Genomic DNA, 18449 nt, shown 5'->3' on the forward strand with positions numbered 1-18449 from the left:
CCCACACGGGACCGGCTCCGCGTAGCCTCACGCTCGTGACCCTTCCCCGCAGCACCCCGTCGGCGCAGGGCGTCGACGCCACCGGACTCCTCGACCTCGTCGACAGCGTGGAGCGAGAGCACCTCGGCCTCCACAGCCTCATGGTCGTGCGCCACGGGCACGTCGTCGCCGAGGGCTGGTGGAGGCCGTATGCCGCCGACCGCGTCCACCTCGCGTACTCCCTCTCGAAGACGGTGACGGCCACTGCCGTCGGCCTCCTCGTGCAGGAGGGCCGGCTGGCGCTCGACGACCGGGTGCTCGACCACTTCCCCGACCTCGACCGCGACGCCGTCGCGCCCGGCTGGGCCGACGTGCGGGTGCGTCACTGCCTGTCGATGACGGTGGGCCACGAGGAGGACGCCTGGTCGCACGTGTTCGACCGGATGAGCGGCAGCGACTTCGACGCGACGGGCGACTGGGTGCCGCGCGTCTTCGCGACCACGCCGACGCAGCCGCCCGGTAGCGTCTTCGCGTACAACCAGGTCGCGACGTACGTGCTCGCGCTCATCGTGCGTCGGCTCACCGGCGACGGGATCTCCGAGTACCTCCACCCGCGGCTGCTCGTGCCGCTCGGGGTGCAGGAGCTCATCCCGTGGCACCGCGACCCGGCCGGCCGCGAGCTCGGCTTCACCGGCTCGCACCTGACCACCGAGACGATCGCCTCGATCGCCCAGCTCTACCTCGACCGGGGTGTCTTGCAGGGGCGCCGGCTGCTATCGGAGGAGTGGGTCGAGGAGGCCACCCGCGCGTTCGGTCCGCTCAACGAGGACCCCGGCGCCGACGAGGACTGGCGGCGCGGCTACGGCTACTCGTTCTGGATGCAGCGCTTCGGGTTCCGCGGCGACGGCGCCTACGGCCAGTTCCTCGTCGTGCTGCCCGACCACGACACCGTCGTGGCCGTGACGGCCGAGCAGGAGCGCATGCAGTCGACGCTCGACGCGCTGTGGCGCCACCTCGTGCCCGCGATCGGCGGGGCGGGGTCCCAGGCGGCCGACGCCGCGCTGGCCGAGCGGCTGGCCGGGTTGCAGATCCCTGCGCTGACGGGCGAGGCGCTGGGGCCTGACTACGCGGAGTTCAACCGCTCGAGCGCCTCGGACCTGGCCTCCGGCTACACCGCCGTGTCGGTCACCCGCGAGGGCCCCGGCCACGTGCTGGGGCTCAGCCGCAAGGGTGAGTGGGTGCGCGTGCCGGTCGCCCACGGAGCCTGGCGTGAGGGCGAGATGGTCGCCGGGGGAGCGCGGCTGCCCGTCGTGTCGAGCGGAGGGTGGGTCGACGAGGACACCTTCCGGGCCGAGGTCATCGCGATCGAGACGCCTCATCGCTTCCGCGTCGAGGCCCGGCTGCGCAGCGCCGACGCGGACCTGACCTGGCGCATGGTGCCGCTCACCGGCTACGACCCGATGTGGCTCTCGACGCGCTGGACCTGACCCGAGCCGTCCAGCCCGTGGCAGTGACGCCTGTCGGTGCGCGGGTGAAGAATCGAGGGTGCTGTGCGGGACGAGCAGAAGGGGGCCCACCGTGGCCAGTGACGGAGGCACGACGAGGACGACCGGGCCGACCGGCGAGGTGGGTGACACCGCGCCCCCCGGTGGCGTGCCGGCCGATCACAACCCGTGGCCGGCCTTGTGGGCCATGGTCATCGGCTTCTTCATGATCCTCGTCGACTCGACGATCGTCTCGGTCGCGACCCCCGCGATCCTGCGCGGCCTCGACACCGACGTCAACAGCGTCATCTGGGTCACCAGTGCCTACCTGCTCGCCTACGCCACGCCGCTGCTCATCACCGGACGGCTGGGCGACCGCTACGGTCCCAAGAACGTCTATCTCGCCGGGCTCACCATCTTCACCCTGGCCTCGCTCTGGTGCGGCCTCATCGGCACCATCACGGGCCTCATCGTCGCCAGGGTGGTGCAGGGGCTCGGCGCCTCGATGCTGACGCCGCAGACGATGGCCGTGATCACCCGCACGTTCCCGGCGGCCTCTCGCGGGCAGGCCATGGCCCTGTGGGGTGCGACCGCCGGTGTCGCGATCCTCGTCGGCCCGGTCGTCGGCGGCCTGCTCGTCGACGGCCCCGGCTGGGAGTGGATCTTCTTCATCAACGTGCCCGTCGGCATCATCGCCTTCGTCCTGGCGGCCCGGCTGGTCCCGAGGCTGGGCACCCACAGCCACGCCTTCGACTGGCTCGGGGTCGCGCTGTCGGCGGTCGGCATGTTCCTCATCGTGTTCGGGGTCCAGGAGGGCGAGACCTACGACTGGGGCACGATCAGCGGCGTCGTCTCGGTGCCGCTGCTGATCGGGGTCGGCATCGTCGTCTTCGCGCTCTTCCTGGTCTGGCAGTCCCGCAACACGAACGAGCCCCTGGTGCCCCTCGGCCTCTTCCGCGACCGCAACTTCTCCGTCTCCAACATCGGCATCACGACCGTGGGCTTCGCGATCACGGCGATGGCCTTCCCGTTCATGCTCTACGCGCAGGCGGTCCGCGGCCTCAGCCCGACGTCGTCCGCGTTGCTGCTCGCTCCGATGGCGGTCATCTCCGGGGCGCTCGCCCCCGTCGGCGGCCGGCTCACCGACAAGGTGCACCCGAAGCTGCTCGCCCCCATCGGTCTCGGGCTCACCTCGGCCTCGCTCTTCTGGGTCGCGGCGGTCATGCGTCCCGAGACCGCGATCTGGCAGCTGCTCCTGCCGATGGGGCTGATGGGTGTGGGCAGCGCGTTCATGTGGGGTCCACTCGCGGCCACGGCCACCCGCAACCTGCCCCTGTCGTCGGCCGGTGCGGGCGCCGGCGTCTACAACACGACGCGGCAGGTCGGTGCCGTGCTCGGCAGCGCCGCCATCGCAGCCGTCATCGAGGCGCGCATGGCGGCTAACCTCCCCGGTGTCGAGCTGTCGTCCGGGTCGATGCAGCGGGCCGGCGGCGGCGCGATGCCTCCCCAGGTCGCCGACGGGTTCTCCTCCGCCATGTCCCAGGCCATGCTGCTGCCCGCGGCCGTGCTGCTCGTCGGCGTGGTCGCCGTGCTCTTCTTCGAGCGGCCGGCGCACCACGGCTGACCGCGCCGGTCCTGGCGCACCTCCGGCCGGTCGCCCGCCGCAGCGATTCCGGTGCGAAACGATGGAACCGGATCGGCCTCTCGCAGGTATGGAGGGGGACAGCAGAACGGCGAAGGGGGAGGACGATGGGCCGACGGCCCGTGTGGGAGGGCGACTACTGCGACTACTTCGAGGCGCGGCAGCGGGCCTTCATGCGGATCGCCTACGCCATCCTCGGCAGCTGGGCCTCGGCGGAGGACGTCGTCCAGGCGACGTTCACGAGGCTCTACGTCCACTGGTCGCGCATCCACGACGAGACCCGCGACGCGTACGCGCGGCGCGCCCTCGTCAACGCCTGCTACACGGCGGCGCGGCGAGCGGCCCGCGAACCACTCGTCGCCGAGGTGCCCGACCGGGGCGTCGACCCCCGCGACGGCGTCGATCCGCAGCTGATGGCGGCGCTCGCGCAGCTCTCGGCCAAGCACCGCGCCGTCGTCGTCCTGCGCTACCTCGAGGACCTCTCCGTCGCCGAGGTGGCGCGAGTGCTCGACCTGCCCGAGGGCACGGTCAAGAGCCAGGCCGCGCGGGCGCTGTCACGACTGGAGACCGTGTTGACGAGCAGCGAAGGAGCACGCGCATGACCACGCACAGCGTCATCGAGGACGAGCTGAGGGAGCGCCTCGACCGCGCCACCTCCGCCGTTCCTGCAGAACCCGACCTCGGCGCGAGCATCGCCGGTGGCCGGCGTCGTCGGGCCGTGCGCCGCGGCGGGGCCCTGGTGGCAGGGGTCACCGGGGCCGCCGTCGTCGCAGGTCTGACGGTGGTCGGCGCCGGCACCCTCCAGCGCTCGGTCCCGCCCGCTGCACAGCCGGCGGCAGGTGCCGCGGCGTCGTCGACCGACTGGGTCGCAGGCTCGACGGTCGACGAGACGCTGGTGCAGGTCGTCGACGACGCGGTCGCGCGACCGGGGACCGCCACCGACGTCTACCCGAGCGACTGGACCCGCTCGACGCCGCTGCCCGACGCGCAGGCGTCGAGGGCCACCGAGTGGCAGGCGGTCTACCGGGTCGACGACGACGAGACCCTCACGGTGCTGATGTCGCAGCGACCCGTCGACGCTCCCCAGGGGCCGCGGGTGTGCGACGCCTCCAGCCGGGTGGTCGACGCCCGGGGCTCGCGCGTCAAGGTCGGCGACATTGCGCCGAACGGCGAGGTGTCGGTGCTCGCGGGCCGGTCGGCCCAGGGAGCGGCGGCGTGTGTGGCGCGGCAGGTGTCCGGAGGCACCCTGGTGGTGACCCACGACGGGCCCCGCACCACGGCCACGCTGTGGCGCACCGTGGACTCGACGGTCGTCACGGCCACCTCAGTCCTCGACGGCTCGGCCGACCCCGCCTCGCGGCGGGTCACCGACGGCGAGCTCGAGGCCCTGGCGACCGACCCGCTCCTGACGTTCGCGCACGTCGCCGACCCGCCCGCGTGGCCCGCCTCGAACGGACCCGGCTGGCCCGCCGGACTCTGACCCCGTCACGGCGTGTGGCGTCACCCTGTGTCCCGGCCGGTGCCCGGCCGGCGCCACACCGCCATGTGCCGGCGGCGTCTGCGCTCAGCCCTGCGGCCCGCTGCGTCCGAGGTCACCGGCGCGGCCGCCGACGTGCACGACCATGCGCTCGGCGACGACGCGGGCGTTGGCCTGCAGCACCTCGAGCGGCACGCGCGGGAGGTTCTCCTCCCAGTCGATGAGCGGCGACCCGCGGAACTGCAGCATCCGCGCGGGCCGGCCGAGGAAGACCAGGTGCAGGTGGGCTCCACCGTCGCCCCACTTGGCGAGCTGGACGCGCCCGACGCTGGGCACGTGCTCGACGGCGTCGGCGACGGCGACCACGAGCTGGCCCATCTCCGCGGCGAGGTCACCCGGCAGCGTGGGCAGGTCGTGGTGCTCGACCGGCTGGAGCACGAGCATGATCGGCAGCCCGGTGTCGCGGCTGAGGCTGAGCCGCCAGCGCGTGTTGGTCCACACGACGGTCCCGTCGGTGTCGGGCGAGGGGGCGGAAGCGCACCAGCAATCGGCCTGCTCCTCGCCGCGGCGCTGCGGCTCCTCGTCGGCCGGGGGTCGGATCGGCTTGAGCCGCAGGCCCTCCAGCTCGTACGGGTAGATGTCCCACCCGGGCATCTCCTCGACGGCCACCGGCAGCCGCCCGTCGTCGCCGGCCGCGGCCGCGATCCGGGCGTAGTAGTCCTCGACCGACTCCGCCTCCGTGGGTGGTGCGCTCACGGTGTCGCCAGGGTTGTCAGCGTGGTCGTCAGCGTGGTCGTCGGGTGCGGTCGGGTGGGCGGCGTCGTCGCCGGGCTCGGTCACCCCGCCAGTATGCCGGGTGGCCGGGGTGTGCGTCCGTGTGTGCGGACCGACCCCGGCGCACCCGACACGACGTCGGGACGCGGCGGCCTACCTCGACGGCTGGGGCGTCGAGCAGCCGATCCTCGGGTTGAGCCCGACGTAGTTGAGCGGGCCGGCGACGATCGTCACCGCGATCGTCGACAGACGGCTGCAGCTCGGCTCCGAGGAGCCGAGGTAGCCACGCTGGAAGGCGGCGACGAGCCCGATGAGGAGCCAGAGGAGCACGACGATCGTGGAGGTGCGAGTGCGGGCGCGGGTGCGAGCGGCCATGACTGCCTTTCGTGGGTCAGCCGTCGGAGGGCGGCTGGTGGAGGGTGTCGAACGGCAGGGGAGCCCTGGAGGGTGGGCACCCCGCAGACCCGTGCCGCTCCCGGGACCAGGGAGGTCGGGCGGGGCTCGGCGGGACTGCCCGCCGTACGTACCCGCGGCATACGACCCCTGAACCGCGGCGCCGGTGGCAGGATCGTCGACGTGGGGACGATCGGCGACTACCTGGCAGGCCTCGGGCCGGACCAACGCGCGGCGCTGCAGCACGTCGTCGACATCGCATCGCGCCTCGTACCCGAGGCGGAGGAGGGCACGAGCTACGGCATGCCGGCCCTGCGGCTCGACGGCCGGCGCCTGGTCGGCGTCACGGCCGCCGCGAAGCACCTCTCGCTCTTCCCGTTCAGCCCCGCCGTCGTCGAGGCGGTGGCCCCCGATCTCGAGGGCTTCTCGCTCAGCAAGGGCACCATCCGCTTCACCGTCGACCGGCCGGTTCCCGACCCCGTGCTCGAACGCGTGGTGTCGCTGCGCCTGGCCGAGCTGCGCGGCTGACCCGCGGGCCGGCATACCAGCGTGGAGGGCCGCTGCGCCGATTTCGGGTAATCGCCGGCGTGGCGTAGTCTTGTGCGTTGGGTGTCGTGTGCCTCGGCGCCTGAGTACCGCCTGTCGCCCGGAGACACCTCCGGGCGCGGCAGACAGGCACGTCCCAAGGCCGGTCCAGTCCGGGTCGGCCACCAACAGATAGACGGAGGATATGGCCAAGAAGGACGGTGTCATCGAGATCGAGGGCACGATCGTCGAGGCTCTCCCGAACGCGATGTTCCGGGTGGAGCTCTCCAACGGTCACAAGGTGCTCGCACACATCTCGGGCAAGATGCGACAGCACTACATCAGGATCCTCCCGGAGGACCGTGTGGTGGTCGAGCTCTCGCCCTATGACCTGACCCGCGGTCGGATCGTCTTCCGCTACCGCTGAGCACCAGGGTCGGCCTGGCGGCACGCGCGAGCGGGCACGCCGGCCGGGACGAGTGCGAGGCACCAACTCCCGATTACACAACCAAGCACCTGGCGACACGAGCCCCTCGGGGCCCGCGGAGGCAGGCGCGCGATCTGAAGACAGCAGGCAGATGAAGGTTCAGCCCAGCGTCAAGAAGATCTGCGACAAGTGCAAGGTGATCCGCCGCAACGGTCGGGTCATGGTGATCTGCGAGAACCTGCGCCACAAGCAGCGCCAGGGCTGAGCAGAACCACCACCTCGCCGTCGACAGACTTCGACAGCACGCAAAGACATGTGAATGAAAGCAGCACCCGGCCCCTGATGACCGACCGTCGCGTCGGCGCAGGACGTCACCCCCGGCACGGAGGCCGGGGACCGGTTGGCCCGTCCTTCTGTGTGGCGGTCCGTGACCCGGATCGGTGCCTGCTCCAGACCTCCGCGAAACAGAATCCAGGAGAAAACCCAACATGGCTCGTCTTGTTGGAGTCGACCTTCCGCGCGAGAAGCGCGTCGAGGTTGCGCTGACCTACATCTTCGGTGTCGGTCGCACCCGTTCCAAGCAGGCGCTGGTTGCCACCGGCGTCGACCCCAACACCCGCGTCAAGGACCTCGGTGAGACCGAGCTCGTTGCGCTTCGTGACTTCCTCGAGGGCAACTACCGCCTCGAGGGTGACCTTCGCCGTGAGGTGCAGGCCGACATCCGCCGCAAGGTCGAGATCGGCTCCTACGAAGGTCTCCGTCACCGTCGTGGTCTTCCCGTGCGCGGCCAGCGCACCAAGACCAACGCGCGCACCCGCAAGGGCCCGAAGCGCACCGTGGCCGGCAAGAAGAAGGCCAAGTGACCCTGATCGAGATCGCTTCGGCGCCCTCATCTGTGGTCCTCACCGACATTCAGTTCTGACGTAGGAGAAACATGCCTCCCAAGGCTCGCGTGACGAAGGTTCGTCGCAAGGAGAAGAAGAACGTCGCCCACGGGCACGCTCACATCAAGAGCACGTTCAACAACACGATCATCTCGATCACCGACCCCACCGGCGCCGTGATCGCCTGGGCCTCTGCCGGCCAGGTCGGCTTCAAGGGCTCGCGCAAGTCCACCCCGTTCGCTGCCCAGATGGCGGCCGAGGCTGCTGCCCGCCGCGCCATGGAGCACGGCATGCGCAAGGTCGACGTCTTCGTGAAGGGCCCGGGCTCGGGCCGCGAGACGGCGATCCGTTCGCTCACCGCCACCGGCCTGGAGGTCGGCGCGATCAGCGACGTCACGCCCACGCCGCACAACGGTGTCCGCCCGCCCAAGCGCCGTCGCGTCTGATCCGGCCAGAGACCAGGAAGAGTAGATAAGTCATGGCTCGTTACACCGGCCCGATCACCAAGAAGTCCCGCCGCCTCAAGATGGACCTCGTCGGCGGCGACAAGAACTTCGAGCTCCGCCCGTTCCCGCCCGGCCAGCACGGCCGTCGCCGGATCCAGGAGAAGGAGTACCTGACCCAGCTCCAGGAGAAGCAGCGCGCCCGCTTCCAGTACGGCGTCATGGAGAAGCAGTTCGTCCGCTACTACAAGGAAGCGGCGAAGCGCCCCGGCAAGACCGGTGAGAACCTCCTCCAGATCCTCGAGTCCCGTCTCGACAACGTGGTCTACCGCGCGGGCCTGGCCCGCACGCGTCGCCACGCGCGTCAGCTCGTGACCCACGGTCACTTCGAGGTCAACGGCGTGCGCGTCGACGTCCCGAGCTACCGCGTCGAGCAGTACGACATCATCACGGTCCGCAAGCAGTCCGTCGAGAGCTTCCCGTTCGAGCTGGCCCGCCAGACGTTCGGCGAGCGTCCCGTCCCGGCCTGGATGCAGGTCGTCGACGGCTCGCTGCAGATCCTCATCCACCAGCTCCCGGTGCGCGCGCAGATCGACTCGCAGCTCACCGAGCAGCTGATCGTCGAGCTCTACTCGAAGAACTGACCCGAGGTCGTATGCCGTGGGGCCCCGGCCCCACGGCATACGCCCCTCATTCTCGGGGCCGGCTCGCAGACAGAGCCGTGCCGGCCCGCCCGGATCACGACCGGGCAGTTTCACGAGGCGTCATATGGCGGTCGCCCGTGGGAAGGAACTGAACAGTGCTCATCGCACAGCGTCCCGTGCTCTCCGAAGAGGTCGTGGTCGAGGCCCGCAGCCGCTTCACCATCGAGCCGCTCGAGCCCGGCTTCGGCTACACGCTCGGCAACTCCCTCCGTCGCACCCTGCTCTCGAGCATCCCGGGCGCGGCGGTCACCTCCATCCGCATCGACGGCGTGCTCCACGAGTTCACGACCGTGCCGGGCGTGAAGGAGGACGTCACCGAGATGATCCTCAACATCAAGGGCCTCGTCGTCTCCTCGGAGCACGACGAGCCGGTCGTCATGTACCTGCGCAAGCAGGGCCCGGGTGCGGTCACCGCCGCCGACATCACGCCGCCGGCGGGTGTCGAGGTGCACAACCCCGACCTGCACATCGCGACGCTGAACGACAAGGGCAAGCTCGAGATGGAGCTGACCGTCGAGCGTGGCCGTGGCTACGTCTCGGCCCAGCAGAACAAGTCCGGTGACCAGGAGATCGGCCGCATCCCGGTCGACTCGATCTACAGCCCGGTGCTCACCGTGACCTACAAGGTCGAGGCGACCCGAGTCGAGCAGCGCACCGACTTCGACAAGCTCATCGTCGACGTCGAGACGAAGAACTCGATGACCCCGCGCGACGCCATGGCCTCGGCCGGCAAGACGCTGGTCGAGCTCTTCGGCCTGGCGCGCGAGCTCAACGTCGAGGCCGAGGGCATCGACATGGGCCCGTCGCCGACGGACGCCGCGCTCGCCGCGGACCTCGCCCTGCCGATCGAGGACCTGGACCTCACCGTTCGTTCCTACAACTGCCTCAAGCGCGAGGGCATCCACACCGTGGGTGAGCTCGTGGGCCGCAGCGAGGCCGACCTGCTCGACATCCGCAACTTCGGTGCGAAGTCGATCGACGAGGTCAAGGCCAAGCTCGTCGGCATGGGTCTGGCCCTCAAGGACAGCCCGCCCGGGTTCGACCCGTCGGCCCTGGTCGACGGCTACGGCGACGATGACTACAGCGACGACGACGACCAGTCGTTCGTCGAGGACGAGCGTCTCTGACCAACCGCTTCTTGACCGAGCCCTCGACGCCCTGATCGAGAACGGCCTGGTCGGACTTCTAGGAGAAACGAAATGCCCACCCCCACCAAGGGTCCCCGCGTCGGTGGCGGCCCCGCCCACGAGCGGCTGATTCTGGCCAACCTCGCGACGTCGCTCTTCGAGCACGACAAGATCACGACGACCGAGGCCAAGGCCAAGCGCCTGCGCCCGCTGGCCGAGCGTCTCATCACGTTCGCCAAGCGCGGTGACCTCCACGCCCGCCGCCGCGTCCTCACGGTCGTGCGCGACAAGGGTGTCGTCCACCGTCTCTTCGCCGAGATCGCCCCCGACATGGCGGCTCGCGAGGGTGGCTACACCCGCATCACGAAGATCGGCGCCCGCAAGGGTGACAACGCCCCCATGGTCGTCATCGAGCTCGTCCGCGAGCCGCTGTCGGCCAAGAAGGCGACGGTCAAGGAGGCCGAGGCCGCCACGAAGCGCGCTGCGAAGCAGAGCGAGTCGAAGCAGGCCGCCGCCGAGACGAAGGCCGCCGAGGACGCCGAGAAGGCCGAGACGACCGAGGCCACCGAGGCCGCTGCCGTCGAGCTGCCCGAGGGCGCCGTCGCCGCGAACGAGGACGGCTCGGCCCCCGAGGGCTACACCGTCAAGGGCAACGCCGACTCCGGCAAGTACCACGAGCCCGACGGCCAGTGGTACGACCAGACGATCGCGGAGTTCTGGTTCAAGACGGCCGAGGACGCCGAGAAGGCCGGCTTCACGAAGGCCGGCGCCGGCTCCTGAGCCACGCAGCACGCATCGAAAGAGCAGTCCGTCCCTCGCGGGGCGGGCTGCTCTTTCGTTGTCCCGGGTGACGGAGCGTTCTCTCGATGGGATATCGATCAGAACGCTCCGTCACGCCGGCGTCACCAGGCGTGGGCGACGTCGACGACGAGGCGACGACCGCCGTCGGCGTCGGCGAGGACGAACGCCCGCATGGGCAGCCGCGCTCGCACGCCGAGGCCGTAGTCGGTGTAGCCCTCGAAGCTGCCGATGCCCTTCAGCTGCCGGAAGGTGCGCCACCCCGTGAAGGTCGTGGTGCTCCGGCCCAGGGTCGAGGGCGCGTCGACCGTGACCTGGATCCTGGCCCCGCCCGTGACGGCGACCGGGAGGCCGCTGCCGGGGCTCGTCACGGCGCTGACGTAGCGCACCCGGTAGCCGAGCGTGCCCCGGCCCGGTGCGAGGTCGAAGACGACCCGGTCGAAGCAGGCGTGCTGCCCGGCCCTGGCCGAGGTGACGCGGCCCGTCCAGAGCAGGCTCGGGCTCGTCGCCTTGGTGGTCGAGCCCCACGTGATGCCGCAGTACGGCGCGGCCGAGGCCGACGTCGTCGCGGCGACGGCAGCCGGTGCCGCGAGGGTCGCGGCGAGTGCCGCGGCCGCGACCCGGCGAGAGATGGTGTTCATGGTCAGGTTCCCCTTCCGCAAGCCCGGGCCCCAGTGCCCGATGCTCCACACACAAGACGTGTGAGGGTCAGAGGTGGTTGACCGCCCGGTGGTACGTCGTGCCCGCACCTGGCCCCACTCCCGTTAGGCTCGGTCGCGATGAGCGAGGAGACGGGTTCGGGCGACGCGGCTGCCGCCCCGTTGCGGGTGCGGATCGACCTCGCCTACGACGGCACGGACTTCTCCGGCTGGGCCGCCCAGCCAGGCCTGCGCACCGTCCAGGGCGAGCTCACCACGGCGCTCACCACGGTGCTGCGCAGCACCGAGCCCGTACGCGTGACGGTGGCCGGCCGCACCGACGCGGGCGTCCACGCCCGCGGTCAGGTCGTGCACGCCGACCTCGACCCGCATGCGTGGGCACGGCTGCCGGGCCGGTCGGACCGCGAGCCGGGCCCGTCGCTGGTCAGCCGTCTCGGCGGGGTGCTTCCCCACGACATCGTGGTGAGCCGGGCGGCCTTGGCGCCCAACGGATTCGACGCCCGCTTCGCAGCGCTGGAGCGCCGCTACGTCTACCGCATCGCCGACACCGGTGCCGTGCGCGACCCGTTGCGCCGGCACGACACGGTCTGGTGGCGCAAGCCGCTCGACGCGACGGCGATGGACGAGGCGGCGCGCTCGCTCGTGGGTCTGCGTGACTTCGCGGCCTTCTGCAAGCAGCGCGAGGGAGCCACCACCGTGCGCACCCTGCTCGACTTCTCGTGGCGGCGCCTCGACGACGGAGTGCTCGCCGCCACCGTGCGGGCCGACGCGTTCTGCCACTCCATGGTGCGCTCGCTCGTCGGCGCGGTGGTCCCGGTGGGGGAGGGGCGCCGTGAGAAGGACTGGCCCAGGCTGCTCCAGGAGCGGCGCGACCGGGCCCCGGGGATCCACGTCATGCCGGCCCACGGCCTCAGCCTCGAGGAGGTCGTCTACCCGGCCGACGAGGATCTCGCCGCGCGCTCGTCGATGACCCGGGCGAGGCGCGACCCCGCCTGACGCCCGCCTGACGCTCTGCTCCCAGCCTGTCTCGTCACCGAGACAGCTCGTCTCAGCCCCGAGACTCGACCCCGCACCGGGCGGGCCCCTGTGGTTGGATCCTCTGTCATGAGCGCCCGCCCGACCCGTGCCGTCTCGGTCGGCCTCCTGACGTGCGCGCTGGTGCTGACCGGCTGCTCGAAGGACCCGGCCGGCGGGCAGGCCAGCCCTTCCGGTGCGGGCCAGGCCACCTCCGCGACCTCCACCACCCCCTCTGCGGGTGCAGCTGGAGGGTCCGGCTCCGCCACGGCCACGAGCGACGAGGTCAGGAGCCGCTCCGGCGCCTTCACCGTCGTGCCTCCGGAGGGCTGGACCGAGGCCACCGACAAGGCCGACGGGGTCGCGAACATCGACCTGGTGCTGCTGTCGTCGAAGAAGGTCGGCTCCTTCGCCAACAACCTCGTCGTGCTGACGTCGCCCGGTGACCAGTCCGTGCTCGAGGAGGAGATGACGAAGGGCCGCGACCAGATGACCGCAGCGGGTCGCACCGTCTCCACTGCCCCGGCCAGGTCCGTGGCCGGTGCCCCTGCGGCCGGCTTCACGACGACCTTTCAGCGTGACGGCGTCAAGGTTCTGGCCCGGTCGTACGGCGTGCAGCGCGACGGCAAGGTCTACCTGCTGACGCTCAGCTCCTCGCAGGACGACGCCGAGCACGCCCTCGCCGAGTTCGACGAGCTGCTCTCGACCTGGGCGTGGACGTAGCCCGATGCGGCGACTGAGCACGTCGGCGGCCCTGCTCCCGGCGCTCGGCCTGGTCATGGCTTCGGCCCTGGCCGGCTGCTCCGACGACCCCGCACCCCGACCGGTCCGGGCGGTGCCGACCGACACCGGTGTCGTGCACCTGCCGACGTCCGCCGCGCCGACGACCGACAGCGCCGGCCACCGCATCCAGCAGCTGCCGGCCCCCTCGAGCCACCCGGCCCTCTCCGAGGAGCGCGTGCGCGGCTTCGACTACAGCTACCTCAAGCCCGTCGGCTGGTCGGAGGGTGAGCGCGACCTCGACCCGCCGCCCGACACCCTCGTGCAGCCCGACGACACCGACGTGCCGGCGTTCATCGCCGTCGAGCGCCCGATCCGCATCGGTTCGAGCTCGCTGAAGGAGGCCGTCGAGCGGCTGCGCACCGGCTTCGAGGGCAAGGGTTTCCGGCCGATGGCCGCGCCGGAGCGGCAGATCGGCGGCTACTCCGCCATGGGCATCGTCGTCGACCAGTCGGACGAGCTGCGACACGTCTACTACGTCGCGGTGTACGCCGAGCAGGCCTTCGCCATCCGTCTTACCTACGACCCGGGCCACCCGGAGTCCCTCGACGTCTACCGTGCCGTGCTTGACTCCTGGTCGTGGGGCTGAGGACCCAGCCCGACCACGACGCGGGTTATCCGCGTGACTCGACCGGCCGGCATACGTCAGGCTTGACCCTCGTGGGCCACGTCGACGTCAACTCAGTCTCCTTCAGCCTGCCCGACGGCAGGCCGCTCCTCAACGACGTCTCCGTGCGGGTGGGGGAGGGCGCCAAGATCGCCCTCATCGGTCCCAACGGCACGGGCAAGACGACGCTGACGCGGATCATCGCCGGTGACCTGGCCGCCCACGAAGGGGCCGTCACGCGTTCCGGCGGCCTCGGCGTCATGCGCCAGTTCATCGGCAAGGTCCGCGACGACACGACCGTGCGCGACCTGCTGGTGTCCGTCGCGCCCGAGCGCATCCGCCACGCGGCGGAGGAGGTCGACCGCACGGAGCTCGCCATGATGGAGCGCGACTCCGAGGACGACCAGATGGCCTACGCCCACGCCCTCGTCGAGTGGGGTGAGGCCCGTGGCTACGAGCAGGAGACCCTCTGGGACCAGTGCACGGTGGCTGCGCTCGGCGTGCCCTACGAGAAGGCGCAGTGGCGCAAGGTCAACACGCTCTCGGGCGGCGAGCAGAAGCGGCTCGTCCTCGAGGCGCTGCTCCGCGGTCCAGAGGAGGTGCTGCTGCTCGACGAGCCGGACAACTACCTCGACGTGCCGACGAAGCGCTGGCTCGAGGAGGCTCTCGTCGCGAGCCCCAAGACGGTGCTCTTCATCAGCCACGACCGGGAGCTGCTCGACCGCGTCGCGACCCGCGTCGCCACGCTCGAGCCGGGTGCCGCCGGCGCGACCCTGTGGGTGCACCCGGGTCGGTTCTCGACGTATGCCGCCGCGCGGGCCGACCGCAACGCCCGCCTCGAGGAGCTGCGCCGCCGCTGGGACGAGGAGCACGTCAAGCTCAAGACCCTCGTGCAGACGCTGAAGGTCAAGGCGAAGTACAACGACGGGATGGCGTCGCGCTACCAGGCGGCCCAGACCCGGCTCGCGAAGTTCGAGCAGGCCGGGCCTCCCGAGGAGACGCCGATGACCCAGTCGGTGAAGATGCGGCTCACGGGTGGGCGCACGGCCAAGCGCGCCATCGTCGCGGCCGACCTCGAGCTCACCGGCCTGATGAAGCCGTTCGACCTCGAGGTCTGGTACGGCGAGCGGGTCGCGATCCTCGGCAGCAACGGATCGGGCAAGTCGCACTTCCTGCGGCTGCTCGCGAGCGGGGGCACCGATCCCGAGCGCGAGCACCAGCCGGTCGGTGACGTGCGGCCCGACCCCGTGGCCCACACCGGCGTCGTCCGGCTCGGCTCGCGGGTGCGTCCGGGCTGGTTCGCCCAGACCCACCAGCACCCGTCGCTGCTCGGCCGCACCCTGCTCGAGATCCTGCACCGCGGCGACGAGCACCGCGCCGGCAAGCCTCGTGAGGAGGCGGCGCGAGCCCTCGACCGCTACGAGCTGGCGAGGTCGGGAGAGCAGCGCTTCGAGTCGCTCTCGGGCGGGCAGCAGGCGCGGTTCCAGATCCTGCTGCTCGAGCTGTCCGGTGCGACGATGCTGCTGCTCGACGAGCCCACCGACAACCTCGACCTGCAGTCGGCCGAGGCTCTCGAGGAGGGTCTCGACCGCTTCGAGGGCACCGTCGTCGCGGTCACGCACGACCGGTGGTTCGCGCGCGGCTTCGACCGGTTCCTCGTGTTCGGCGCCGACGGCCGCGTCTACGAGTCGAACGAGCCGGTGTGGGACGAAGGCCGGGTCGTCCGTCCGCGCTGAGCGGAGTAGCGTCGAGGCCATGCTGCTGCGTGAGCTCGACACCGGTGTCGTCGGCGCCCCCATGGCGGGCGGGCCCACCACGCCCGAGCTCGTCGCGGCGGTCGGCGACGCCGGTGGCCTCGGGTTCCTCGCGGGCGGCTACCTCACAGCGCCCGCCCTCGCGGCGGCCATCGCCGAGGTCTGGGACGCCACCTCGCGCCCCTTCGGCGTCAACCTCTTCGTGCCCGAGCAGGCCAACGCGTATGCCGCCCCGGCGGGCGCGCCGGCGCCCCTGACCGGCGCCCATCGCGCGGCGGCCGTCGCCGCCTACCGCGAGCGGCTGGTCGCCGACGCCGAGACGGTCGGGGCGCAGCCCGGCGAGGCGCGGCCCGGCGACGACGACGACTGGGAGCGCAAGGTCGACCTCGTCGTGCGCGAGAAGGTGCCGGTCGTCTCGTTCACCTTCGGGCTGCCCTCCTCCGCCGTGCTCGGCGAGCTGCGCCGGTCCGGCATCGAGACCGCCGCGACCGTCACCGACCTCGACGAGGCCCGCGCCGCGCTCGAGGCCGGCGTCGACGCGCTCTGCCTGCAGGGCCATGACGGCGGCGGTCACCGCGGCACGCTCGACCCGGTCAAGGAGCCCACGAACCTCGACCTCGTCGAGCTCGTCGTCTCGGTGCGGGCCGAGACCGACGTGCCGCTCGTCGCGGCCGGCGGTATCGGCACCCGCGAGCGGGCCGACCAGGTGCGCGCGGCCGGAGCCGACGCCGTGCAGGTCGGCACCGCCCTGCTGCTGACCCCCGAGGCGGGCACGGGCCTGGCCTACCGTCGGGCGCTCGGCGACGCGGCCTACGCCGGCACCGCGGTGACCCGCGCCTACTCCGGGCGCTGGGCCCGGGGTCTCGAGACCGACTTCATACGCCGACACGCCGGCGAGGCGCCGGCGGCCTACCCCGAGGTGCACCACCTCACGGTGCCGCTGCGGCGGGCCTCGGCGAAGGCCGAGCGTCCTGACCTGCTCGCCCTCTGGGCGGGCACCGCGTGGAGGTCGGCGCGTGCCGTGCCGGCGGCGACCGTGGTCGGTGAGCTGTCCCGCCGCTGAGCGGATCCGGGGCCTGGCGCTTTCGAGTTGCGGGGTGGCGCACGCGGCGGTTGACTGCCGCAAGTTCTTGCATCACTGGCAAGAACTGCCACAGCCCCGCCGTCTCAACGAGGAGATGCCGCATGCGCACGCCCAGTCCCACCCCACCCTCACCGCCCCGGCTGCGCCGGCGCCGCATCGTCACGGCGATGCTCGCGGCAGCTGCCGCCCTCGCGGTCCCGGTGGCCGGCCCCAGCTCGGTCGTGCCGCAGGCAGGTGCGACGCCGCCCGGCACCAAGGACGTCACCGCGACGCTCTTCGAGTGGCGCTACGACGCCGTGGCCCGCGAGTGCACCAACGTCCTCGGACCCAAGGGCTACGGCCTCGTCGAGGTCTCGCCCGCCGCAGAGCACATCCAGGGGTCCCAGTGGTGGACCTCGTACCAGCCCGTCAGCTATCGCATCGGCGGCCGGCTCGGTGACGAGGCCGCCTTCCGCTCGATGGTGACGGCGTGCCACAACGCAGGCGTCAAGGTCGTGGCCGACGTCGTCGTCAACCACATGAGCGCCGGCTCCGGCACCGGCACCGCCGGCAGCAGCTACACGAAGTACGCCTACCCGAGCGTGTACTCCGACCGCGACTTCCACTCCTGCCGGCAGAGCATCAGCAACTACGCCGACCGCACCAACGTCCAGACGTGCGAGCTCGTCGGCCTGGCCGACCTCGACACCGGAAGCGACTACGTGCGCGGCGCCGTCGCCGCCTACCTCAACACGCTCATCGCGGCGGGCGTCGACGGCTTCCGCATCGACGCGGCCAAGCACGTCGCTGCCGCCGACCTCGCTGCCATCAAGGCGAAGCTGACCAACCCGAACATCTTCTGGGTGCACGAGGTCATCTACGGCGCGGGCGAGGCCGTGCAGCCGACCGAGTACACGGGATCCGGCGACGTCGACGAGTTCCGGGCGGCCTACGACCTCAAGCGTGTCTTCACCTCGGAAAAGCTTGCGTACCTGTCGAACTGGGGCGCCTCGTGGGGCTACCTGCCGAGCGGGCAGGCGCGCAGCTTCGTCGACAACTGGGACACGGAGCGCAACGGCTCGACGCTCAGCTACAAGGCGGGCGCGACCTACACGCTCGCCAACGTCTTCCTGCTGGCGTGGCCCTACGGCGCGCCGAACGTCTTCTCCGGCTACGAGTGGAGCGACCCGGATGCCGGCCCGCCGCTGGGCGGAGCCGTGAGCGCCTGCTACAGCAACGGTTGGAAGTGCCAGCACGCCTGGACCCCGATCTCCGGGATGGTCGGCTTCCGCAACGCCGTCGCCGGTACGGGCGTGACCAACTGGTGGTCCAACGGCAACAACGCGATCGGCTTCGGCCGCGGAGCCAAGGGCTACGTGGCCATCAACCACGAGACCGGCCCGGTGACCTCGACCTTCCAGACGTCGCTGCCCGCCGGCACGTACTGCGACGTCACGCACGGGACCGTGAGCGGGGGCACCTGCTCGGGGCCGACGTATGCCGTCGGCTCGTCCGGCGCGTTCACCGCCACGCTCGGTGCCAACGAGCAGGTGGCGCTGCACGTCGGGGCGACGGTCGGCGCACCGGCATCGGCATCGGTGGGCTTCGGGGTCAACGCGACCACCGTGACCGGCCAGGACATCTACGTCGTCGGTGACGCTCCCGCGCTGGGCGCGTGGGCACCGGGATCTGCGCTCAAGATGGATCCCGCCACCTACCCGGTGTGGCGCCGCACCGTCGCCCTGACGCCGGGGTCGGTCGTGCAGTACAAGTACCTCCGCAAGGACGCCGCCGGGACGGTCACGTGGGAGTCGGGCGCCAACCGGACCGTCACGGTGCCGGCGTCGGGCACGGTCACGCTGAGCGACACCTGGCGTCCCTGACCCATCGCCGGACCCGCCGTATGCCGTCACGC

General features: G+C 71.5%; 21 protein-coding genes. 18 read left to right on the top strand and 3 right to left on the bottom strand.

What is annotated here, in order from left to right:
- Positions 1-35: 35 nt before the first annotated feature.
- The 4 genes from ACYVNR_RS06260 to ACYVNR_RS06275 all read left to right on the top strand — a co-directional run bounded on the left by ACYVNR_RS06260 (position 36) and on the right by ACYVNR_RS06275 (position 4585).
- Positions 36-1466, top strand: coding sequence for a serine hydrolase domain-containing protein (locus tag ACYVNR_RS06260; RefSeq protein WP_461047292.1), 1431 nt, complete (start codon positions 36-38; stop codon positions 1464-1466).
- A 205-nt stretch (positions 1467-1671) separates the two neighbouring features.
- Positions 1672-3087 carry a DHA2 family efflux MFS transporter permease subunit gene (locus tag ACYVNR_RS06265; protein ID WP_461048287.1) on the top strand — a complete coding sequence of 472 codons (1416 nt, stop codon included), beginning with the start codon at positions 1672-1674 and terminating at the stop codon, positions 3085-3087.
- A 125-nt stretch (positions 3088-3212) separates the two neighbouring features.
- A complete protein-coding gene (locus ACYVNR_RS06270) occupies positions 3213-3707 on the top strand; it encodes an RNA polymerase sigma factor (protein ID WP_461047294.1) in 495 nt (164 codons plus the stop codon).
- A complete protein-coding gene (locus ACYVNR_RS06275; RefSeq protein ID WP_461047297.1) occupies positions 3704-4585 on the top strand; it encodes a hypothetical protein in 882 nt (293 codons plus the stop codon). The genes ACYVNR_RS06270 and ACYVNR_RS06275 overlap by 4 nt, the downstream gene beginning before the upstream one ends.
- 84 nt (positions 4586-4669) lie before the next feature.
- On the opposite strand, the gene ACYVNR_RS06280 is transcribed toward ACYVNR_RS06275, so the two are convergent.
- A complete protein-coding gene (locus ACYVNR_RS06280; protein WP_461047299.1) occupies positions 4670-5422 on the bottom strand; it encodes a hypothetical protein in 753 nt (250 codons plus the stop codon).
- A gap of 87 nt (positions 5423-5509) precedes the next feature.
- A complete protein-coding gene (locus ACYVNR_RS06285; protein ID WP_045191884.1) occupies positions 5510-5731 on the bottom strand; it encodes a hypothetical protein in 222 nt (73 codons plus the stop codon).
- 201 nt (positions 5732-5932) lie between these two features.
- Between ACYVNR_RS06285 and ACYVNR_RS06290 the strand changes: the two genes are divergently transcribed.
- The 8 genes from ACYVNR_RS06290 to rplQ all read left to right on the top strand — a co-directional run bounded on the left by ACYVNR_RS06290 (position 5933) and on the right by rplQ (position 10639).
- Positions 5933-6277, top strand: a complete 345-nt coding sequence (locus tag ACYVNR_RS06290) for an iron chaperone (RefSeq protein ID WP_461047301.1) — start codon at positions 5933-5935, stop codon at positions 6275-6277.
- A 202-nt stretch (positions 6278-6479) separates the two neighbouring features.
- Entirely contained in the window at positions 6480-6701 is a 222-nt protein-coding gene (infA, locus tag ACYVNR_RS06295; RefSeq protein ID WP_013493543.1) for a translation initiation factor IF-1, read from the top strand.
- A gap of 151 nt (positions 6702-6852) precedes the next feature.
- Positions 6853-6966: a 50S ribosomal protein L36 gene (rpmJ, locus tag ACYVNR_RS06300; protein ID WP_006592630.1), complete on the top strand. Its 114-nt coding sequence runs from the start codon at positions 6853-6855 to the stop codon at positions 6964-6966.
- 223 nt (positions 6967-7189) lie between these two features.
- Positions 7190-7564: a 30S ribosomal protein S13 gene (rpsM, locus tag ACYVNR_RS06305; protein WP_045191882.1), complete on the top strand. Its 375-nt coding sequence runs from the start codon at positions 7190-7192 to the stop codon at positions 7562-7564.
- A 71-nt stretch (positions 7565-7635) separates the two neighbouring features.
- Positions 7636-8031: a 30S ribosomal protein S11 gene (gene rpsK / locus ACYVNR_RS06310; RefSeq protein WP_020143208.1), complete on the top strand. Its 396-nt coding sequence runs from the start codon at positions 7636-7638 to the stop codon at positions 8029-8031.
- Between the two features lie 32 nt (positions 8032-8063).
- A complete protein-coding gene (gene rpsD / locus ACYVNR_RS06315) occupies positions 8064-8672 on the top strand; it encodes a 30S ribosomal protein S4 (protein WP_045191881.1) in 609 nt (202 codons plus the stop codon).
- Between the two features lie 155 nt (positions 8673-8827).
- A complete protein-coding gene (locus ACYVNR_RS06320; RefSeq protein WP_045191880.1) occupies positions 8828-9859 on the top strand; it encodes a DNA-directed RNA polymerase subunit alpha in 1032 nt (343 codons plus the stop codon).
- 72 nt (positions 9860-9931) lie between these two features.
- Complete coding sequence (gene rplQ, locus ACYVNR_RS06325) at positions 9932-10639, top strand: 50S ribosomal protein L17, sunset domain variant (RefSeq protein WP_458798550.1); 708 nt, start codon at positions 9932-9934, stop codon at positions 10637-10639.
- 122 nt (positions 10640-10761) lie between these two features.
- On the opposite strand, the gene ACYVNR_RS06330 is transcribed toward rplQ, so the two are convergent.
- A complete protein-coding gene (locus tag ACYVNR_RS06330) occupies positions 10762-11298 on the bottom strand; it encodes an AMIN-like domain-containing (lipo)protein (RefSeq protein ID WP_045191878.1) in 537 nt (178 codons plus the stop codon).
- Positions 11299-11436: 138 nt separating this feature from the next.
- On the opposite strand from ACYVNR_RS06330, the gene truA reads away from it, so the two are divergent.
- The 6 genes from truA (at position 11437) to ACYVNR_RS06360 (ending at position 18417) form a co-directional block, all read left to right on the top strand.
- A complete protein-coding gene (gene truA, locus ACYVNR_RS06335; protein ID WP_461047304.1) occupies positions 11437-12312 on the top strand; it encodes a tRNA pseudouridine(38-40) synthase TruA in 876 nt (291 codons plus the stop codon).
- Between the two features lie 108 nt (positions 12313-12420).
- Complete coding sequence (locus ACYVNR_RS06340) at positions 12421-13053, top strand: hypothetical protein (RefSeq protein ID WP_461047306.1); 633 nt, start codon at positions 12421-12423, stop codon at positions 13051-13053.
- Positions 13054-13057: 4 nt separating this feature from the next.
- A complete protein-coding gene (locus ACYVNR_RS06345) occupies positions 13058-13699 on the top strand; it encodes a hypothetical protein (protein ID WP_461047308.1) in 642 nt (213 codons plus the stop codon).
- A 71-nt stretch (positions 13700-13770) separates the two neighbouring features.
- Positions 13771-15453 (top strand): ABC-F family ATP-binding cassette domain-containing protein, encoded by a 1683-nt coding sequence (locus tag ACYVNR_RS06350; RefSeq protein WP_461048288.1) that lies wholly within the window; start codon positions 13771-13773, stop codon positions 15451-15453.
- 19 nt (positions 15454-15472) lie between these two features.
- Complete coding sequence (locus ACYVNR_RS06355) at positions 15473-16534, top strand: nitronate monooxygenase (protein ID WP_461047310.1); 1062 nt, start codon at positions 15473-15475, stop codon at positions 16532-16534.
- Between the two features lie 122 nt (positions 16535-16656).
- A complete protein-coding gene (locus ACYVNR_RS06360; protein WP_461047312.1) occupies positions 16657-18417 on the top strand; it encodes a carbohydrate-binding module family 20 domain-containing protein in 1761 nt (586 codons plus the stop codon).
- The last annotated feature ends 32 nt before the right edge of the window (positions 18418-18449 follow it).

Source organism: Terrabacter koreensis, assembly GCF_054783315.1.